The organism is Cohnella rhizosphaerae (assembly GCF_029525575.1).
GTDB lineage: Bacteria > Bacillota > Bacilli > Paenibacillales > Paenibacillaceae > Cohnella > Cohnella rhizosphaerae.
The window spans coordinates 773,931-789,098 of sequence record NZ_JAPDIA010000003.1 but is presented as its reverse complement, the minus strand read 5'-3'; the positions used below and the strand labels follow the sequence as shown (position 1 = coordinate 789,098).

The window sequence follows — 15,168 nt, the reverse complement described above, 5'->3', positions numbered from 1 at the left end:
CCACGCCTACACCCGCATGTGCTTTCCCTCGACAGCACTTCGCATCCTCAGCCGCGCCTACTCCCGCATGTGCTTTCCCTCGGCAGCACTTCGCATCCTCGGCCGCGCCTACGCACGCATGTGCTTTCCCTCGACAGCACTTCGCATCCTCAGCCGCGCCTACGCCCGCATGTGCTTTCCATCGACAGCACTTCGCATCCTCAGCCGCGCCTACTCCCGCATGTGCTTTCCTCGGCAGCACTTCGCATCCTCAGCCGCGCCTACACCCGCATGTGCTTTCCATCGACAGCACTTCGCGTCCTCCGCCGCGCCTACTCCCGAATGTGCTTTCCATCGACAGCACTTCGCATCCTCAGCCGCGCCTACTCCCGCATGTGCTTTCCCTCGACAGCACTTCGCATCCTCAGCCGCGCCTACACCCGCATGTGCTTTCCATCGACAGCACTTCGCATCCTCAGCCGCGCCAATGCCCGCATGTGCTTTCCATCGACAGCACTTCGCGTCCTCCGCCGCGCCTACGCACGCATGTGCTTTCCCTCGACAGCACTTCGCATCCTCGGCCGCGCTTACTCCCGCATGTGCTTTCCCTCGGCAGCACTTCGCATCCTCACCCGCGCCTACGCCCGCATGTGCTTTCCCTCGGCAGCACTTCGCATCCTCAGCCGCGCCTACGCACGCATGTGCTTTCCCTCGACAGCACTTCGCATCCTCACCCGCACCTACACCCGCATGTGCTTTCCCTCGACAGCACTTCGCATCCTCACCCGCACCTACACCCGCATGTGCTTTCCCTCGACAGCACTTCGCATCCTCCGCCGCACCTACACCCGCATGTGCTTTCCCTCGACAGCACTTCGCGTCCTCAGTCGCGCCTACACCCGCATGTGCTTTCCATCGACAGCACTTCGCATCCTCGGCCGCGCCTACGCCCGCGTGTGCTCTCCCTCGGCAGCACTTCGCATCCTCAGCCGCGCCTACTCCCGCATGTGCTTTCCCTCGACAGCACTTCGCATCCTCAGCCGCGCCTACTCCCGCATGTGCTTTCCCTCGGCAGCACTTCGCTCACCTAGCCGCGGCAATCTCGCCTGCTCGCTCCCTTACTCCGGCCGATCCAGCGAGAACGCCTCGCCCAGCTTCGCGTACGCGTTGCCGGCCAGCCGGCTGACCGGCTGGAGCCGCTGCGCGTCGATTCTGCCGTCGCTGAGCAGCTCGTCGGCGACGTGGAAGCGGACGACGCGTCCGATCAGCAGGTCGCAGGCCGGCGCGTCGTCCGTTCCGCCCAACGGATAGGCGCGCTCAAGCACGCACTCCATCCGGATCTTCGCCTCGGCGAGCCCCGGCACGGGCACGGCGCTGCTCGGCACGGCGGTGAAGCCGGCAAAGTCCAGCTCGCTCGCCTCCGGCGGCAGATTCGCAGCCGCCAGGTTCGCCGCGCGCACGTTCGACTCGTCGGTGACGTGAACGACGAAGCTGCCGGTCGCCACGGCGTTGCGCGCGCTGTCCTTTTGAACCCCGCCCTTGCGCTGGACCGATATCGACACCATCGGCGGATTCGCGGTCACGATGTTGAAGTAGCTGAACGGCGCCGCGTTCACGACCCCGTCTGCCGACAGCGTCGTCATTAGCGCGATCGGGCGCGGCACGATGCTTCCGATCATAAGCTTGTAGTTGTCCCGTTCGGTTTGTTCGGACGGATCGATCGCGATCATGCTTGTTCTCTCCCTTCGCCGCGGCCGTCATGCGCGGCCTGCGCGGCATCCCTTACGTAGCATTGGCATCCATCATTATGCCCGATCGGCATCCAGCACGCGAACCTCGATCGGCGGCAGCACGGCTGCAAGCTCGGCGCGTCTTGGCTCGAACCATTCGGGCAGCATCAGCCGCTCGCCGAGTCCCTCGATCGGCTCGTCGCGGGCGAAGCCTGGCGGATCGGTCGCGATCTCGAACAGAATGCCCCCGCTCTCGCGGAAGTAAATAGCGTTGAAGTACTGTCGATCGGTAAAGGGCGTCGGCTGAAAGCCGTGCACGAGCGCGCGCTCGCGCCAAACGCGGTGATCCTCGTCGTTCTTCGCGCGCCAGGCGATATGGTGCACCGTGCCTGCGCCGCCGTGACCGCCCGGCACCGCCTCCTCCCGCACCTCGACGATATTGCCCAGCTCCCCGTACGCGCGAAACCGGGCGAGGCCGCCTTCCGAGCCGACCTTTTCGAGCCCGAGCAGCTCCTGCAGCGCCGTCATCGTCTTGTCGGGCGCAAGGCTGAACAGGACGGCGCCGCCAAGTCCCTTGATCGCCTTATCCGCCGGCACCCCGCCGAACGACCACTTGCTCGGCGCGCCCCGCTCGCGCTCGACCAGTTCGAGCTGCAGCTCGTCGCGGTCGCGGAATCGCAGGAAGGTCTCTCCGAACCGCGTCGTCCGTTCGAAGGCGATCCCAAGCTTCGTCAGGCGTTCTTCCCAGAAGGCGAGCGCGCCGACCGGCACCGCGAACGTCGACCAACCGACCTGGCCGCCGCCGATCAGCCCCTTGCGGCCGTGCTCGAACGGAAAAAACGTAATCGCCGTGCCGGGACTCCCGCTCTCATTGCCGAAATAAAGGTGATAGACCTCCGGGCCGTCGAAGTTAACCGTCTTCTTCACGAGTCTAAGCCCGAGTACGCCTGCGTAAAAGTCGACGTTTTCCTGCGCGTTGCGAACGAATGCGGTAATGTGGTGAATGCCTGCCGTTTTCTGGGTCATCGCTATCGTCTCCTTCGCCTGTCGGCGATTCCTTATATCTTTAAATTATTTATCTTTAATTTAAGATAAATATACAGCAACATCCCCCGCGATTGCAAGCGGGGATTTGAGCGAGGCGATCTTTATATCGCATCCAGGCCGGTTTGCGCGACGAAAGAATGATCGGCCCGTCGCTGCGCGCCGCGCTCTCCCTCGTCCACGATGCCAAGCTGGCCCGCCTTGATGACGGCCTCGACTCTCGATTTGACCTTCAGCTTGTGAAAAAGATCCGTCAGCGCGTATTCGAGCGACCGCTGGCTGATCAGCAGCGCTTGCGCGATTTCTTTGTTGCTCCTGCCCCTGGCGATCTCCGTCAGAATCTGCCGATCCCTATCGGACACGGACGCGCACGTCTGGTCGACGCGGGGCTCGGGCCGCGGTTCGCTCGCGCGTCTCAGCTGCCTGAGCAGTTCGAGCGGGAGTACGGCCTCTCCGCGCGCCGCGCAACGAACGGCAGTCACGAGCTGCTCCCGGTTCACCGTCTTGGGCAGGAAGCCGGAAAGTCCCGACTCGACCATCACGTTAAATTGATTTTTGAAATCGAAACCCGTGTAGATGAGGATCGTCGCGTCCGGCCGGACGCCGAGCATGCGCTTCGACAGCTCGAGCCCGTTCATATCGGGCATCTGCAGATCGACGAGGATCACGTCGAACCGGAGCCGCTGCAGCAGATCGATCGCTGCGGCGGCCGTATTCGCGAAGCGCACCCGGATGTCCCCTTCCTGCTCGAGCAGCAGCTTCGTGCCTTCCATGACCGAGGGATGGTCGTCTACCGTCAGCACTTCTATCATATGAATGCCCTCCCGTCGCAGCCCGGTCTAGACGGCAGCCGGAATGCGGATGCTGATGGAGAGCCCGTCGTTCGGGGCCGAGCAGAAGACGATCTGGCCGCGCATGCTGTGCACGCGCTCCTTCATGCCGTATACGCCCATGCTCGCGAACGCGCTCTCCGCTTTCTCGATGTCCATGCCAACGCCGTTGTCCTCGTAGTGCAAATGAATCAAGCCTGCCGACGCCGCGAGCGAGATCTTCACCCGCGTCGCCCGCGAGTGCTTGGACGCGTTCGCCAGCAGCTCTTGCACGACGCGGTAAATGCCGAGCATCTGATCCTCGCACAACGCTTGCCCGATATCGCCGAGCTGGTAGTCGATCGCATAATCGGCGCGCAGCTGCGTCAGCTCGAACAGCGACGCCAGCGAAGAAGACAGACCGGCTTCCTTCAGCATGGGCGGACGCAGATCGATGCACGTCATGCGTATCTGATACATGACGTCGAGCATGCCCTCCGCGATCGACTGAAGCTTGTCCCGCGTGTCCGGATCCAGCGCGGGCTCCGCGATCATCTGCTCCGCCTTGCGATACCAGACGATCTGCTCCTGCAGCACCGAGTCGTGCAGATCCTGGGCGAACCGCTTGCGCTCGTGCTCGTTCAGCTGGAACAGCAGCCGAAGCAGTCTGGACGGTACGGCCGCCTGCGTCGATGCCGACTCCACCTCCCGGGTCAAATCCTCGATGACCAGGAAGTTGTCGTACAATACGCTGACATAACGGCAGATCGTCTCGAGCCAGATGCGGACCTGCTCGAGCCGAAGCGGCTCGGGACGCTCTCCCACGCACAGCACGTAGACCGATCTGCGGATATCCCCGATCCGGATAAGGTAGCCCTCCGACCGATCGACGACGCGGCACAGCGGCAAGTCGGCGCTCCACTCCCGGGGCGCCCCCGCAAGCCAGCGGGGAATCCGCGCGCCCGCGCGCAGGACGCCGCGGCGGTCGGGGCGAACCTCCACCAGGGTGACAGCCTCGGTCGTCAACACGTCCCGCACGACTTCGATGAGGCGCCCTTCCATCTCGGACACTTTAACCATACCGAACAGGGCGCTCGAGAAAACGTCCAGGCTATTTTGCAATCGCTTGTAAAGCTCCCCGGTCTCGTGGACCAGACGCTCGGTCTCCAGCCGTTGACGCTCCGCCTGCTTGAGTTCGGTAATGTCGCGCAGGATCGAGATCGCAACGACGCTTCCCTTATAAGACACGGGACCGGTGACAACCTCGACGTCCACGAACGAACCGTCCATCCGCACGAGCCGCTGCTCCGCCGGCGCGCTCGTGCTGGCGGAGCGATATACCTGCGACAGACGGGAGATCGCCTCGTCCAAACCTTCGGGATGAATCATCCCGAGAAGCCTGGCCTCCGTCAGTTCGCCCTTGGCGCCGAACAGCGCCATCGCCGCAGGATTGGCGTATTCGATCCGATAATCGCGATGCAAAATGATGGCGTCCGGGCTCTGGTCGATCAATCGAAGGTCTATCCCTCCGACGGCATGCGCTTCCCTCGCGTTCGCGCCGGCACGGGGCGGTTCAGCCGAAGAACCGCGTCCCGCTAGTTTGGCCCCGGTCACGTCGCGAATGATCGCGTTAATCAATTTGCGGCCCGTTGCGTCCGTCGGAAAGGATACGCACACGTTAAGCCAACGCATTTCTCCGTCCGAACGATAGATGCGGCACTCCAGGTCGTTCGCCCCGGCGCCCGTCATGTCCAGCGCCAGAAAAACGGCAAAATCGTCCGGATGCACGATTCGTTCCCACGCGCGCATGTCTTGGAGCTGTTCCTTGGCGTATCCCGTCACCGACAGCACGGAATCGGACAAACAATCGCAGCGCCCCGTCTCTGCCTCGTACGAACACATCGCCACGCCTAACGAGTCCATGATGCGGCGCATTTTGACTCGTTCCATATCCTGCGCAGCCGGAGGCGTTTTTCTGTAGGACCGATTCCGATGGGCGGCCGACGCTCGATGAGAGACGATAGGCGATTTTTTCACAAGCATTCCCTTCCTCGCTCGCCATATTTCTACATTCTAAAGCAGGATGGTAAAATTCTCATTGGTAATATGGACCAAATTCTTTTACAACAAATTTCGACACTATTCTTTATATTTCGATATCCCGGGAACATTATTTTAGTCCGTAGCGCTAAACATTTGCTTAAAGTCGACAAAAATCGTAATCCTTTTTTTTTCCACGATTCAAAACGCAAACGCTCGATGCCGTCGGCCAGCCTCGGACGAGCCCTGCATGCCATGAAAAAAGGGCGGTGCAGCGCCATTTTTCATGACGCGCACTGCCCTGTTCCCCGAGTCTTCCATGTCGGCATCCGCCGCGCTCAGTCCTTCCCTGTGACTTGAACGATCTTGTCGGCGATGCGCCCGAGCGGCACGATATGCTCCACGCAGCCTAGCTCGACCGCGGACCGGGGCATGCCGTACACGACGCAGGTCTCCTGCGACTCCGCGATCGTCGAAGCCGCGCCGAGCTCCTTGGCCAGCAGCATGCCCTTCGCGCCATCCTGCCCCATGCCCGTCATGATGACGTAATGACGCTTCAACCTGGACAGGCGGGCTACCGATTCGAACAGCACGTCCACGGAAGGACGGTGGCCGCTGCGCAGCGGCTCCTCCGTGAGCTTCACGACATACGCGCCGCCCTTCTCCGCGATCGTCAGATGCTTGTCGCCCGGCGCGATGTAGACCCGGCCTCCTCGCAAAGACTCCCCATCCTCCGCTTCGGATACGCGCACCTCGCAAATGGCGTTCAAGCGCTCGGCGAGCGACTTGGTGAAGCGAGGCGGCATGTGCTGCACGACAAGCACCGGGCACCGGAAATCGGGCGGCAAAGCCGTTAGAACGGCATCCAGCGCGCGAGGCCCCCCGGTCGAAGTGCCGATCGCGACGATCTGACCGAACGACCTGAAGCCGGGCGCATCCTCGCGCACCGCCCCGGCGGCTGCGCCTCTGGGGGCGGGATTCACCGCCGCCGACGGAAGCTTAAGCGCCGTCTTTCGCGTTTTGGACGCCGCTTTGACTTTTGCGACCAGCTCCGTCCTCACTTTGTACAAGTCGAATGAGGTGGAGCCCGAAGGCTTGCCGACGAAGTCTACGGCGCCCCGCCGCAGCGCGTCGATCGTCGCGGCCGCGCCCTCCTGCGTCTGCGAGCTGAGCATGACGATGGGCACCGGACGCGACCTCATAATGGCGGATACCGCGTCCAGACCGTTCATGCCGGGCATCTCGACGTCCATCGTGACGACGTCCGGCACGAGCTCCTGGGTCATGCGCACCGCTTCCGCGCCGTTCGTCGCCACCCCCGGCACGGACAACTCCGGGTCTTCCTCGAGCAGGCGCTTGATCAGCTTGCGCATAAAGATCGAATCGTCGACCACCAGCACCCGGATCGCAGCCATGGCCCCTCTCTCCTTTCCTTCCCCGCCGGAGCGGTCCTTACGTCTTGCGATAAAAAAAAGGCGTCCGTCGTCTCGAGCCCGTAGCGTTCCGGCTGGAAGACCTGTTCGGTCCCCCCCTATAAATAAATACCCGCCTTTGTTCAGCGACTTGGCAAAATTTTTGAAAACGTTCTCCTTGGCGGCATCGGTAAAATAAATGAGCACGTTGCGGCACACGATGAGGTCGAAGCCCTGCTCGTACGGATCTGCCAGCAGATTGTGCTGCTTGAACGTGACGCTCCGCTTGATCTCGTCGGATATCGCATACGTTTCCCCTGTCAGTTTGAAATGCCGGCTCAGGACCGGCTTCGGCACCTCCCGGACCGAGGAAGGCCCATACAGGCCTTCCCGCGCCCTTTTGATCGCCGTCTTGTCGATGTCGGTCGCCAGGAGTTCGTATTCATGCCGCTTGAGCAGGCCCGAGAGCACGATCGACAGCGTATAGGGCTCGTCGCCGGTCGAACAAGCCGCGCTCCAGCAGCGGAGCTTGCCGCGGCTCGCCGCCAGGTCGGGTATGATTTTTTTCTCCAGCGCCTCCCAGCGTTTGGCATTGCGGTAAAACTCGGAGACGTTGATCGTCATGCGGTCGAGAAATTCCTCGTACAGCTCGGCGTCGCGCAGCATGCCTTCGAACAGCTCGCCAAACGTGCGGCAGCCCCGCCGGTCCCTGAACGTGGCGAGCCGCCTGCGCATCTGGTCCTCTTTATACTGCAGCAAATCAATGCCGGTCTTGCCCTTCAGCTTCGCGACGAACTGCGCAAAATCGAGATCGTCGGCCTTCGCTGCCGCCATCGTTCATCCCGCCTTTCTAAACTTTGTCCGTGCGGAACATCGCGACCGACGCATTCAGCTCTTCCGCGAGCCCTGCGAGCGTCTGCGCGGTCGCCGCCGTCTCCTGACTGCTCGCCGCGGCTTCCTCGGCGGCGGCGGAGATGCTCTCGATCGACGCCATCATGTCCGACGACTGCGCCGCCTGCTGCTCGCTCGCCGCCGCGATCTCCGCGACCCGGCCAGCCGATTCGCTTACTTTGGCGAGAATGTCGCCGAACGCTTCGCCCGATCGCCGGGATCCCGCCAGCCCGTTCGCCACCGCCTCTTCGCTGCGCCGGGTATTCGCCTGCATGCCCTTGACGATCTGCGCGATCTGCTTGGTCGCTTCCCCGCTTCGCTCGGCGAGCTTGCGCACCTCGTCCGCCACGACGGCGAAGCCGCGGCCTTGATCGCCCGCGCGCGCAGCTTCGATCGCCGCATTCAACGCGAGCAGATTGGTCTGCTCGGCGATATCGTCGATGACCGATACGATCTCGCCGACCTGCTCTGAATCTTGCGCCAGCCGGGCCATCTGCTCGTTCACTTCGTTCATGCCCTGGATCGAAGCTTCGACGACGCGGCTGCCGTCCTGCGCGATCGCCATCGCCGCGTTGGACAGATCCGAAGCGTGCTCGGCGCTTCTCGCGACCGAGCCGATCGCCTCCGACAGCTCCTTGAACAGCTCGGTCATCGTCTGCGCGGAGTTCGCCTGGCTGGAGCTGCCGCCCGCGATCTCTTCCGTGCTCGCGGATATTTGCTGCGTGGCCGAGGAGACGTTTTCGGCGGAGTACTGAATGCGCCCGACCGTCCCCCGCAGATCCTCGATCATCCGATTGACCGAAGCGGCCAGCCTGCCTACCTCGTCCCGCGTATCGATGTCCGAGGTCTCCCGCAGGTCGCCCTGCGCCACGCGGCCGACAAGCTCGACCGTACGGCGAAGCGGACGGGAGATGTGCCGCGAGATATAGAAGCCGAGCGCCACGCTCAGCAGCAGCGCGGCCGCGATCACGGCGAGCGTCGCCCGGCGGGACGACGCGTACATGCGATCGCCGCTGTCGCTCGTATCGTTCGCGATCTTGGTATTCAGCGCGACAAGGTCCTTGAGTTTTTGAGACACCGCGTCGCCTTGATTCTTCAGATCACCTTGCAGCAGCGTCTCAAATGCTTCGGATTGCTCGCTGCTTGCCAGCTGCAGCGCTTCCTGCAGCTTGTTCTGGTAAGCCTGCCAGACCGAATCGAATTGAGCGAGAAGCTCAACCTCCGGAGGCGTTATTTTTGTCCCGCGATATACATCGACCTGGCGAATGACCTCCGCCTCGGCGTCCGTTATATTGTTTTCGTATTGCTTCTTTTTCTGGGCGTTATCGCCGAATGTACGATAGTCGCGAATATTGACGGCGATCAGCTCGTACTTCGCCTGGGCCCCGGATAAGTTTGCAATCGGGACCAGGTTGTTATCGTACAGGTTGCCGAGCGCGTCGTTCATTTTGCCGAGCTGACTCAGCCCCGTCGTTCCGGTAAAGACCAACAGCACGGCCATCAGCGCGAAGGCGATGCCCAGCTTGAAGGATATGTTCAAATGTCCGAACCATCTCATAGGTGTTCCCTCCGTTTTCGTTAACCTTTCATCGAACCGCCGCCTTGCCGAACAGGGACGATACCTCCAGGATCAGGGCCACGCTGCCGTCGCCCAGGATCGTCGCCCCGGCGATGCCCTCCACTTTGCCGATATAGGCGCCGAGCGATTTGATGACGATCTCCTGATTGCCGATGAGCTCGTCCACCGTCAAGGCAAGGCGCTTCTCTGCGGAGCCGATGATGACCAGCGGGATATGCTTCCGGCCGTCGTTCGTTCCGGAAACGCCGAACCTGTCGCGAATATCCGCGACCGGAATGACCTGGTTGCGGATCAGGACGACGGGCTGGCCGCGGACCGAGCGGATCTCTTCCGCGGGGACGCGCACGATCTCCGCGATGTTGCTCATCGGCACGATCAACGTCTGGCCGTTGCATTTGACCAGCAGCCCGACGATGATCGCCAGCGTCAGCGGCAGCTTGATCTTGAACGACGTCCCGCGGCCGAGCTCCGAACGGATATCGATCATGCCGTTCAGCTTTTCGATATGGCTGGCGACGATGTCCATCCCGACGCCGCGTCCGGAGACGTCGCTCACCCGCTGCGCCGTGGAGAATCCGGGGCGGAAGATCAGATCGATCGCCTCCCGGTCGCCCAGAGCGTCCGCTTCCTCCTGCGAGATGATTCCTTTGCCGACCGCGGAAGACCGCATTTTGGCCGGATCGATGCCCGCGCCGTCGTCTTCGACGTAGATGACGACCTGATTGTCCTCGTGCGCGGCTTTGATGCGAAGGATACCCTGTCGGGATTTGCCCGCCCGCTCCCGGACCTCGGGCAGCTCCAGGCCGTGGTCGACGGCGTTGCGGATCAGATGAATGAGCGGATCGGCGATCTCCTCGATGAGCGTTCGGTCAAGCTCGGTGTCCTGTCCCTCCATGACAAGCTCGAGCTCCTTGCCCAGATCCCGGGAGAGATCCCGGATCATTCGCGGGAATCGGCCCATCAGTTGCTCGATCGGCAGCATCCTCGCCTTCATGACGCTCTCCTGAAGATCGCCGATAATCCGCGACAGATGGTCCGCGATATGTCCGAGCTCGCCGACCGAGTCGTCCTGGAAACGGCGGCGCTGCGTGCGGGCCACCTGCTGGATGCGCGTCTGGTCGATCACGAGCTCTCCGACGAGGTTCATCAGATCGTCGAGCCGCTCGACGCTCACGCGGATCGTCTGCGCCTTGGACTTGACGGCCGCGGCTGGCTGCTGCGCGGTCGGAGGCGACGCGGGCTGCCGGATCAAGGACTCGGCTGCCGCGGCCGTCTCGGCCGCGGGCGGCACCAACACCAACACCGGCTCCCGCTCCGGCTCGGGCGAGGCTTCCTCGTCCCCGTGCGCGCGATAGTCCATCTCCGCCTCTTCGGGAGACACGGGCTCGGCATCCGCGCCCGCGACGTCGGCCAGATTAGCCGTCATCGCGGCCAGCTCGGACGACTCCTGCGTTCCCGCGTACAAATACGTCAGCTCCGGCGTCTCCATCCCGCTCTCGCCGATGCTCTCGTAATCGGGCGCGGCCAGGAGCACTTCGCCCCACTCCGCGAGCATCGTCTGTATGACGTAGGCCCTCGCGCCCTGAATGAAACAATCCGGCGAGAGCCGGACGCTCACCCAATAAAGGCGAAGGCCCTGCCCGATCGCGTTTTTCATATGAAGACGGATCGACAGGGACAGCTCAGGCCACTTGAATCCGGAGGCGGCGGCGGCGGCCGCGGCGGACGTCCCGTAAGCGGTACGCCCCGCATCCTGCTCCGCCGACGGCGCCGTAACGGGGACGCCGCCGCCCGCTTCCTCCGAACCGAACCGTTCGAGCGCCTGCAAGCATGCGGAGACGTCCACGGTGATGCAGTCCTGCGTCACGATGTCTTCCTTCATCAGCTTCAGGCTGTCGAGCGCCCGGAACAGCAGGTCGATCAACGGCGGCGTCACCGTTTTTTCCTTGGAACGGACCAGATCGAGCAGGTGCTCCATCCGGTGCGTCAGGCGCTTCATCTCCTCGAAGCCCATGGCGGCCGACGAGCCCTTCAGCGTATGCGCCGCGCGGAACAGGCTTTGGATCACCTCGCGGGATTCGCAATCCCGCTCCAGCTGCATGATCACCTCGTCCATCAGTTGAAGCTGCTCGTCCAGCTCTTCCAGAAATACTTCTTTGTATTCAGACAGCATGCTCGGCATCCCCCCTAGTCTTGAAGCAGAACTTCCTCCAGCTGCAGGATGCCGACCAACCCGCCGCTCGTCAGCCCGATCCCCGTGAAAAGCCGTCCGTCGAGTCCGCCGAAGCGCCCCTGCGGCGCCTGAATGTCGTTAAACGTCGTCACTTTGCTCACGCGGTCGACGATGATGCCGACCGTGTCGACGGCATGGTTCACGACGACGATGCGCGTCTGCTTCGTATAAGGCTGCTCCTCCATCCCGAACAGGTCGCGCAGGCTGAGCACCGGCACGATCTTGCCCCGCAGGTTGATGACCCCTTTGACGTACGGCATAACGCCGGGGATATGCGTAATATCCTGCATTTTGATGATCTCGTGGATGTCCTGAATGCGAATGGCGTACTGCTCGCGTTCGATGCCGAACTCCACGTACTGTTCTTGTGCCGTCATGGCCCGATGCTCCCCTCTATGTTGGCTTCCGCGAATCGCGGCGGCATGTCAGTCGACCTTAAAGACGGAAGCGGACTCGTGCAGCCGTTCGGCGAGCTGCGCGAGCGACCGGGAAGTCGACGCGGTCTCCTCCGAAGCGGCCGCGGCCTCCTCGCTGGCGGCGGAGATGCTCTCGATCGAGCGTCTGACTTCGTCGGACTGCGCGGCCTGCTCTTCGCTGGCGGCCGCGATCTCCCCGACCTTGCCCTCCGTGGCGGACACCATCGACAGAATGCGTTCGAACGCTTCGCCCGTCTCCTTCGAATGGCTCACGCCCTCGGCAACAGCCTCTACGCTGCGCTCGGTATTCCGCTGCATGGCCTTGATGATCGCCGAGATTTGCTTGGTCGCTTCGCCGCTGCGCTCCGCAAGCTTGCGGACTTCGTCGGCGACGACGGCGAAGCCGCGTCCCTGGTCGCCGGCGCGCGCGGCCTCGATCGCCGCGTTCAGCGCCAGCAGGTTCGTCTGCTCGGCAATGTCGCCGATCACCTCGAGGATCTCGCCGATCTTGGCGCTATCCTCGGCCAGATGCGCAACCTGCTTGCTGACCTGTCCCATGCTGGCCACGGACCGGTTGACGACGGTCCCGCCGTCCCGGGCGATGACCGAAGTTTGCGACGCCAGCAGCGCTGCCGCCTCCGCGCCTTCGGCGACGGCCGCGATCGCGGCCGACAGCTCGCCGAATCGCTCCCGAATGTCCACGGCCGCCTCGGACTGCACGTTCGTGCCGCTGGCAATCTCGTACGTGCTCGCCGAGATCTGCTCCGACGAAGCCGCGACGCTCTCGGAGGAACGCACCACGTCGCCGATCAGCGTTCTGAGCTTGGCAATCATGCGATTGACGGCCGACGAGAGCTGGCCGAGCTCGTCCTTGCTCCGAACCGGCACTTCCTCCGTCAGGTCGCCGTCCGCGATCCGCTCCGTCGCCTGCATCAGCCGCTTCAGCGGCGCGCTGATCGAACGGATCAGCCCGTACGCCAGCAGAAAACCGATGAGCGCCGTAACCGCGATGACGATGATCGTCGTATACAAAATGCCGCGCGTCGCGTCCGAAATCTCCGACAGCTCGATCGCGCCCATGATTTTCCATCCCGTGAGCTCGTTCGTCGCGTATGCCGCTTCTTTTTTTTACGCCTTCCAGCGTATAGTCCACGACGCCGCTATCGGTGCCGTACACCTGCTCGACGTAGCTGTTCGTGTTCTTGCTCCCAAGCTTTTGGGTAGGATGGGCGAGGTAATTGCCGTTCTCGTCGAGGACGAACACATACCCCCGCTCTCCGACGGTGAACTGCTTCATCTGCTCGCTGAACCCTTTCAGCCCGACCATCGCGCCTACGACGCCCGAGCCGTCGGGGACGGTCTTGGCAATGACGACGATCATCTCGCCGTTCGAGGCCGATACCATCGGGCTGGAGACGACCGCGGCGCCCGGATGTTCCATCGCCTCCTTGTACCAGTCCCGCTCGCGCGGGTCGTAACCCGCGGGCTTTTCGGAGGGCGGCACGAACGCCGCCAGTCCCTCCGTCGTGCCGAAGACGACGTTTCCGTAAATGGGCTTGGCTGCCTGGAAAGGCGCGAGCAGCGTCTCCGCTCTAGTCGGATCGCCTCCCGCGAGCAGCTTTGCGCTCATGAGCCCCGCAAGATAATCGACGTCCTGTATGCCGGATGAGATCTGGTCCTGGATTTTTCTCTCTGCGGCCTGCACGTTTTCCCTCGCGGCACCCTGAATCTGCGATTTGACTTCTCCAGCCGCGCTGCGGTAGGAGAACCAGCCGATCGCCGAGCTCGGCAGCAGCAGCAGGAGCGCCAGCACGATCGCCAGCCGATTTTTGACGGATAGATTGTTCACGTTACCGCCTTCCCTTCCGCTTTGAGCAGCTTGTTGACGGCCTCGATGACGCGATCCTCCTGAAAAGGCTTGACGATGAAGTCCTTGGCGCCGGCTTGCACGGCCTGGATGATCATGCCCTGCTGGCCCATCGCCGAGCACATGACGATCCGCGCCTCCGGGTGGCCCGCCCTGATCAGCCGCACCGCCTCGATCCCTTCCATGACCGGCATCGTAATGTCCATCGTGACGAGATCCGGCTTCAGCATGGCGTATTTCTCCACCGCGACCGCGCCGTTTTCGGCTTCGCCGACGACCTCGTGCCCGCCTTTTTGCAAGATCGATTTGAGCATCATTCGCATGAACGCCGCATCGTCTACGACCAATATCGTGGCCATGGCGTCACACCTTCCCTTCCGTATCTCTGGATATGATGAAATGAAGCTCGCCCGCGCGCTCGAACGCGACCGACATCCGCACGACGTTGTTCAAACCGTAAAAGTGCATGCGGCCGGCGATGACCGTAGGCGGCGTGATGTCGATCCTGCAACCCCTTCCGGCAACGATCGTCGCCGCTTGTCCTGCGACCATATTGGCCAGCTCTCCGACGAAGGAATGAAGCATCTCGCCCTCAAGCCGCATCCCGAACATCGTTTCGCCGAGCTTCCCGAACACCTCGCCCTCGCCCAGGATGACGACGCGTCCGTACACGTCCCCCCGTCACGCCGATAAGAACGCCCCATTTTTCCTGCCCTTGCGCCTCCTCCGAGCGAGGATCCGTAACGTCAAGCGGGAGCGGCACGACCTGGCGCAGCGCCTGCAAAATGTCCTGCAGCAGCTCGTCCGAGCGTCTTTCGTTCCAGCCCGTTTCGCTTGCCGACGTGTACGATCGTATATTCATGGCGGCCTCCTGACCGGTTATTTCGAACTACATTAATCATAAAGTCCTGGTTTTTCCCTGTAACCGAAAATCCATTGCGCGGTACCGCAAATTTTTGCGGAATACGGCAGCTGCCCATTGCGGATGCCCGCAATGGGAAGCTACGGGACGATAGAGGGATGGCTGCGTCTGTCCAGAAAAAATCCGCTCGGGCCGGGCGTCGCTGCGTCCCGGTCGTCCCATGTAGGAACAAATCCGCTCGGCCGGGCGTCGCTGCGTCTCGGTCGTCCCATGTAGGAACAAATCCGCTCGGGCCAAGCGTCGCTG

12 protein-coding genes and 2 pseudogenes are annotated in these 15,168 nt (G+C 62.6%); all 14 read right to left on the bottom strand.

Annotated features, from left to right (window positions below; genetic code table 11):
* Positions 1–1,097: 1,097 nt before the first annotated feature.
* A complete protein-coding gene (locus tag OMP40_RS09280; protein ID WP_277530857.1) occupies positions 1,098–1,709 on the bottom strand; it encodes a flavin reductase family protein in 612 nt (203 codons plus the stop codon).
* 75 nt (positions 1,710–1,784) lie between these two features.
* Positions 1,785–2,735, bottom strand: coding sequence for a ring-cleaving dioxygenase (locus OMP40_RS09275; RefSeq protein WP_277530855.1), 951 nt, complete (start codon positions 2,733–2,735; stop codon positions 1,785–1,787).
* A 122-nt stretch (positions 2,736–2,857) separates the two neighbouring features.
* The gene (locus tag OMP40_RS09270; RefSeq protein WP_277530854.1) at positions 2,858–3,565 is read right to left on the bottom strand and encodes a response regulator; all 708 of its coding nucleotides are present in this window, start codon (positions 3,563–3,565) and stop codon (positions 2,858–2,860) included.
* Between the two features lie 27 nt (positions 3,566–3,592).
* Positions 3,593–5,512 (bottom strand): PAS domain-containing sensor histidine kinase, encoded by a 1,920-nt coding sequence (locus OMP40_RS09265; protein WP_277530851.1) that lies wholly within the window; start codon positions 5,510–5,512, stop codon positions 3,593–3,595.
* 428 nt (positions 5,513–5,940) lie between these two features.
* On the bottom strand, positions 5,941–7,017 hold the full coding sequence (locus OMP40_RS09260) for a protein-glutamate methylesterase/protein-glutamine glutaminase (protein WP_277533070.1): 1,077 nt from the start codon (positions 7,015–7,017) through the stop codon (positions 5,941–5,943).
* 171 nt (positions 7,018–7,188) lie between these two features.
* Positions 7,189–7,848, bottom strand: a pseudogene (locus OMP40_RS09255) (CheR family methyltransferase); the annotation flags it as partial.
* A 16-nt stretch (positions 7,849–7,864) separates the two neighbouring features.
* Entirely contained in the window at positions 7,865–9,463 is a 1,599-nt protein-coding gene (locus OMP40_RS09250; RefSeq protein ID WP_277530848.1) for a methyl-accepting chemotaxis protein, read from the bottom strand.
* Between the two features lie 28 nt (positions 9,464–9,491).
* Complete coding sequence (locus OMP40_RS09245; RefSeq protein ID WP_277530846.1) at positions 9,492–11,657, bottom strand: chemotaxis protein CheA; 2,166 nt, start codon at positions 11,655–11,657, stop codon at positions 9,492–9,494.
* 14 nt (positions 11,658–11,671) lie between these two features.
* Positions 11,672–12,094 (bottom strand): chemotaxis protein CheW, encoded by a 423-nt coding sequence (locus OMP40_RS09240; RefSeq protein ID WP_217594171.1) that lies wholly within the window; start codon positions 12,092–12,094, stop codon positions 11,672–11,674.
* Between the two features lie 48 nt (positions 12,095–12,142).
* Complete coding sequence (locus OMP40_RS09235; protein WP_277530843.1) at positions 12,143–13,213, bottom strand: methyl-accepting chemotaxis protein; 1,071 nt, start codon at positions 13,211–13,213, stop codon at positions 12,143–12,145.
* Between the two features lie 115 nt (positions 13,214–13,328).
* Positions 13,329–13,763 (bottom strand): annotated as a pseudogene (locus OMP40_RS41390) (cache domain-containing protein); the annotation flags it as partial.
* A gap of 215 nt (positions 13,764–13,978) precedes the next feature.
* Entirely contained in the window at positions 13,979–14,359 is a 381-nt protein-coding gene (locus tag OMP40_RS09225) for a response regulator (RefSeq protein ID WP_277530839.1), read from the bottom strand.
* Between the two features lie 4 nt (positions 14,360–14,363).
* Positions 14,364–14,672 (bottom strand): chemotaxis protein CheX, encoded by a 309-nt coding sequence (locus OMP40_RS09220; RefSeq protein ID WP_277530838.1) that lies wholly within the window; start codon positions 14,670–14,672, stop codon positions 14,364–14,366.
* Entirely contained in the window at positions 14,593–14,862 is a 270-nt protein-coding gene (locus OMP40_RS09215; RefSeq protein ID WP_277530837.1) for a hypothetical protein, read from the bottom strand. The genes OMP40_RS09220 and OMP40_RS09215 overlap by 80 nt, the downstream gene beginning before the upstream one ends.
* Between the last annotated feature and the right edge of the window lie 306 nt (positions 14,863–15,168).

Excerpts from the sequence above, each read along its gene's own strand:
- OMP40_RS09270 (WP_277530854.1), bottom strand. The coding sequence starts at position 3,565 with ATGATAGAAGTGCTGACGGTAGACGACCATCCCTCGGTCATGGAAGGC.
- OMP40_RS09265 (WP_277530851.1), bottom strand. The coding sequence starts at position 5,512 with ATGGAACGAGTCAAAATGCGCCGCATCATGGACTCGTTAGGCGTGGCG.
- OMP40_RS09260 (WP_277533070.1), bottom strand. The coding sequence starts at position 7,017 with ATGGCTGCGATCCGGGTGCTGGTGGTCGACGATTCGATCTTTATGCGC.
- OMP40_RS09215 (WP_277530837.1), bottom strand. The coding sequence starts at position 14,862 with ATGAATATACGATCGTACACGTCGGCAAGCGAAACGGGCTGGAACGAA.
- OMP40_RS09280 (WP_277530857.1), bottom strand. The coding sequence starts at position 1,709 with ATGATCGCGATCGATCCGTCCGAACAAACCGAACGGGACAACTACAAG.
- OMP40_RS09240 (WP_217594171.1), bottom strand. The coding sequence starts at position 12,094 with ATGACGGCACAAGAACAGTACGTGGAGTTCGGCATCGAACGCGAGCAG.
- OMP40_RS09225 (WP_277530839.1), bottom strand. The coding sequence starts at position 14,359 with ATGGCCACGATATTGGTCGTAGACGATGCGGCGTTCATGCGAATGATG.
- OMP40_RS09235 (WP_277530843.1), bottom strand. The coding sequence starts at position 13,213 with ATGGGCGCGATCGAGCTGTCGGAGATTTCGGACGCGACGCGCGGCATT.
- OMP40_RS09250 (WP_277530848.1), bottom strand. The coding sequence starts at position 9,463 with ATGAGATGGTTCGGACATTTGAACATATCCTTCAAGCTGGGCATCGCC.
- OMP40_RS09275 (WP_277530855.1), bottom strand. The coding sequence starts at position 2,735 with ATGACCCAGAAAACGGCAGGCATTCACCACATTACCGCATTCGTTCGC.
- OMP40_RS09245 (WP_277530846.1), bottom strand. The coding sequence starts at position 11,657 with ATGCTGTCTGAATACAAAGAAGTATTTCTGGAAGAGCTGGACGAGCAG.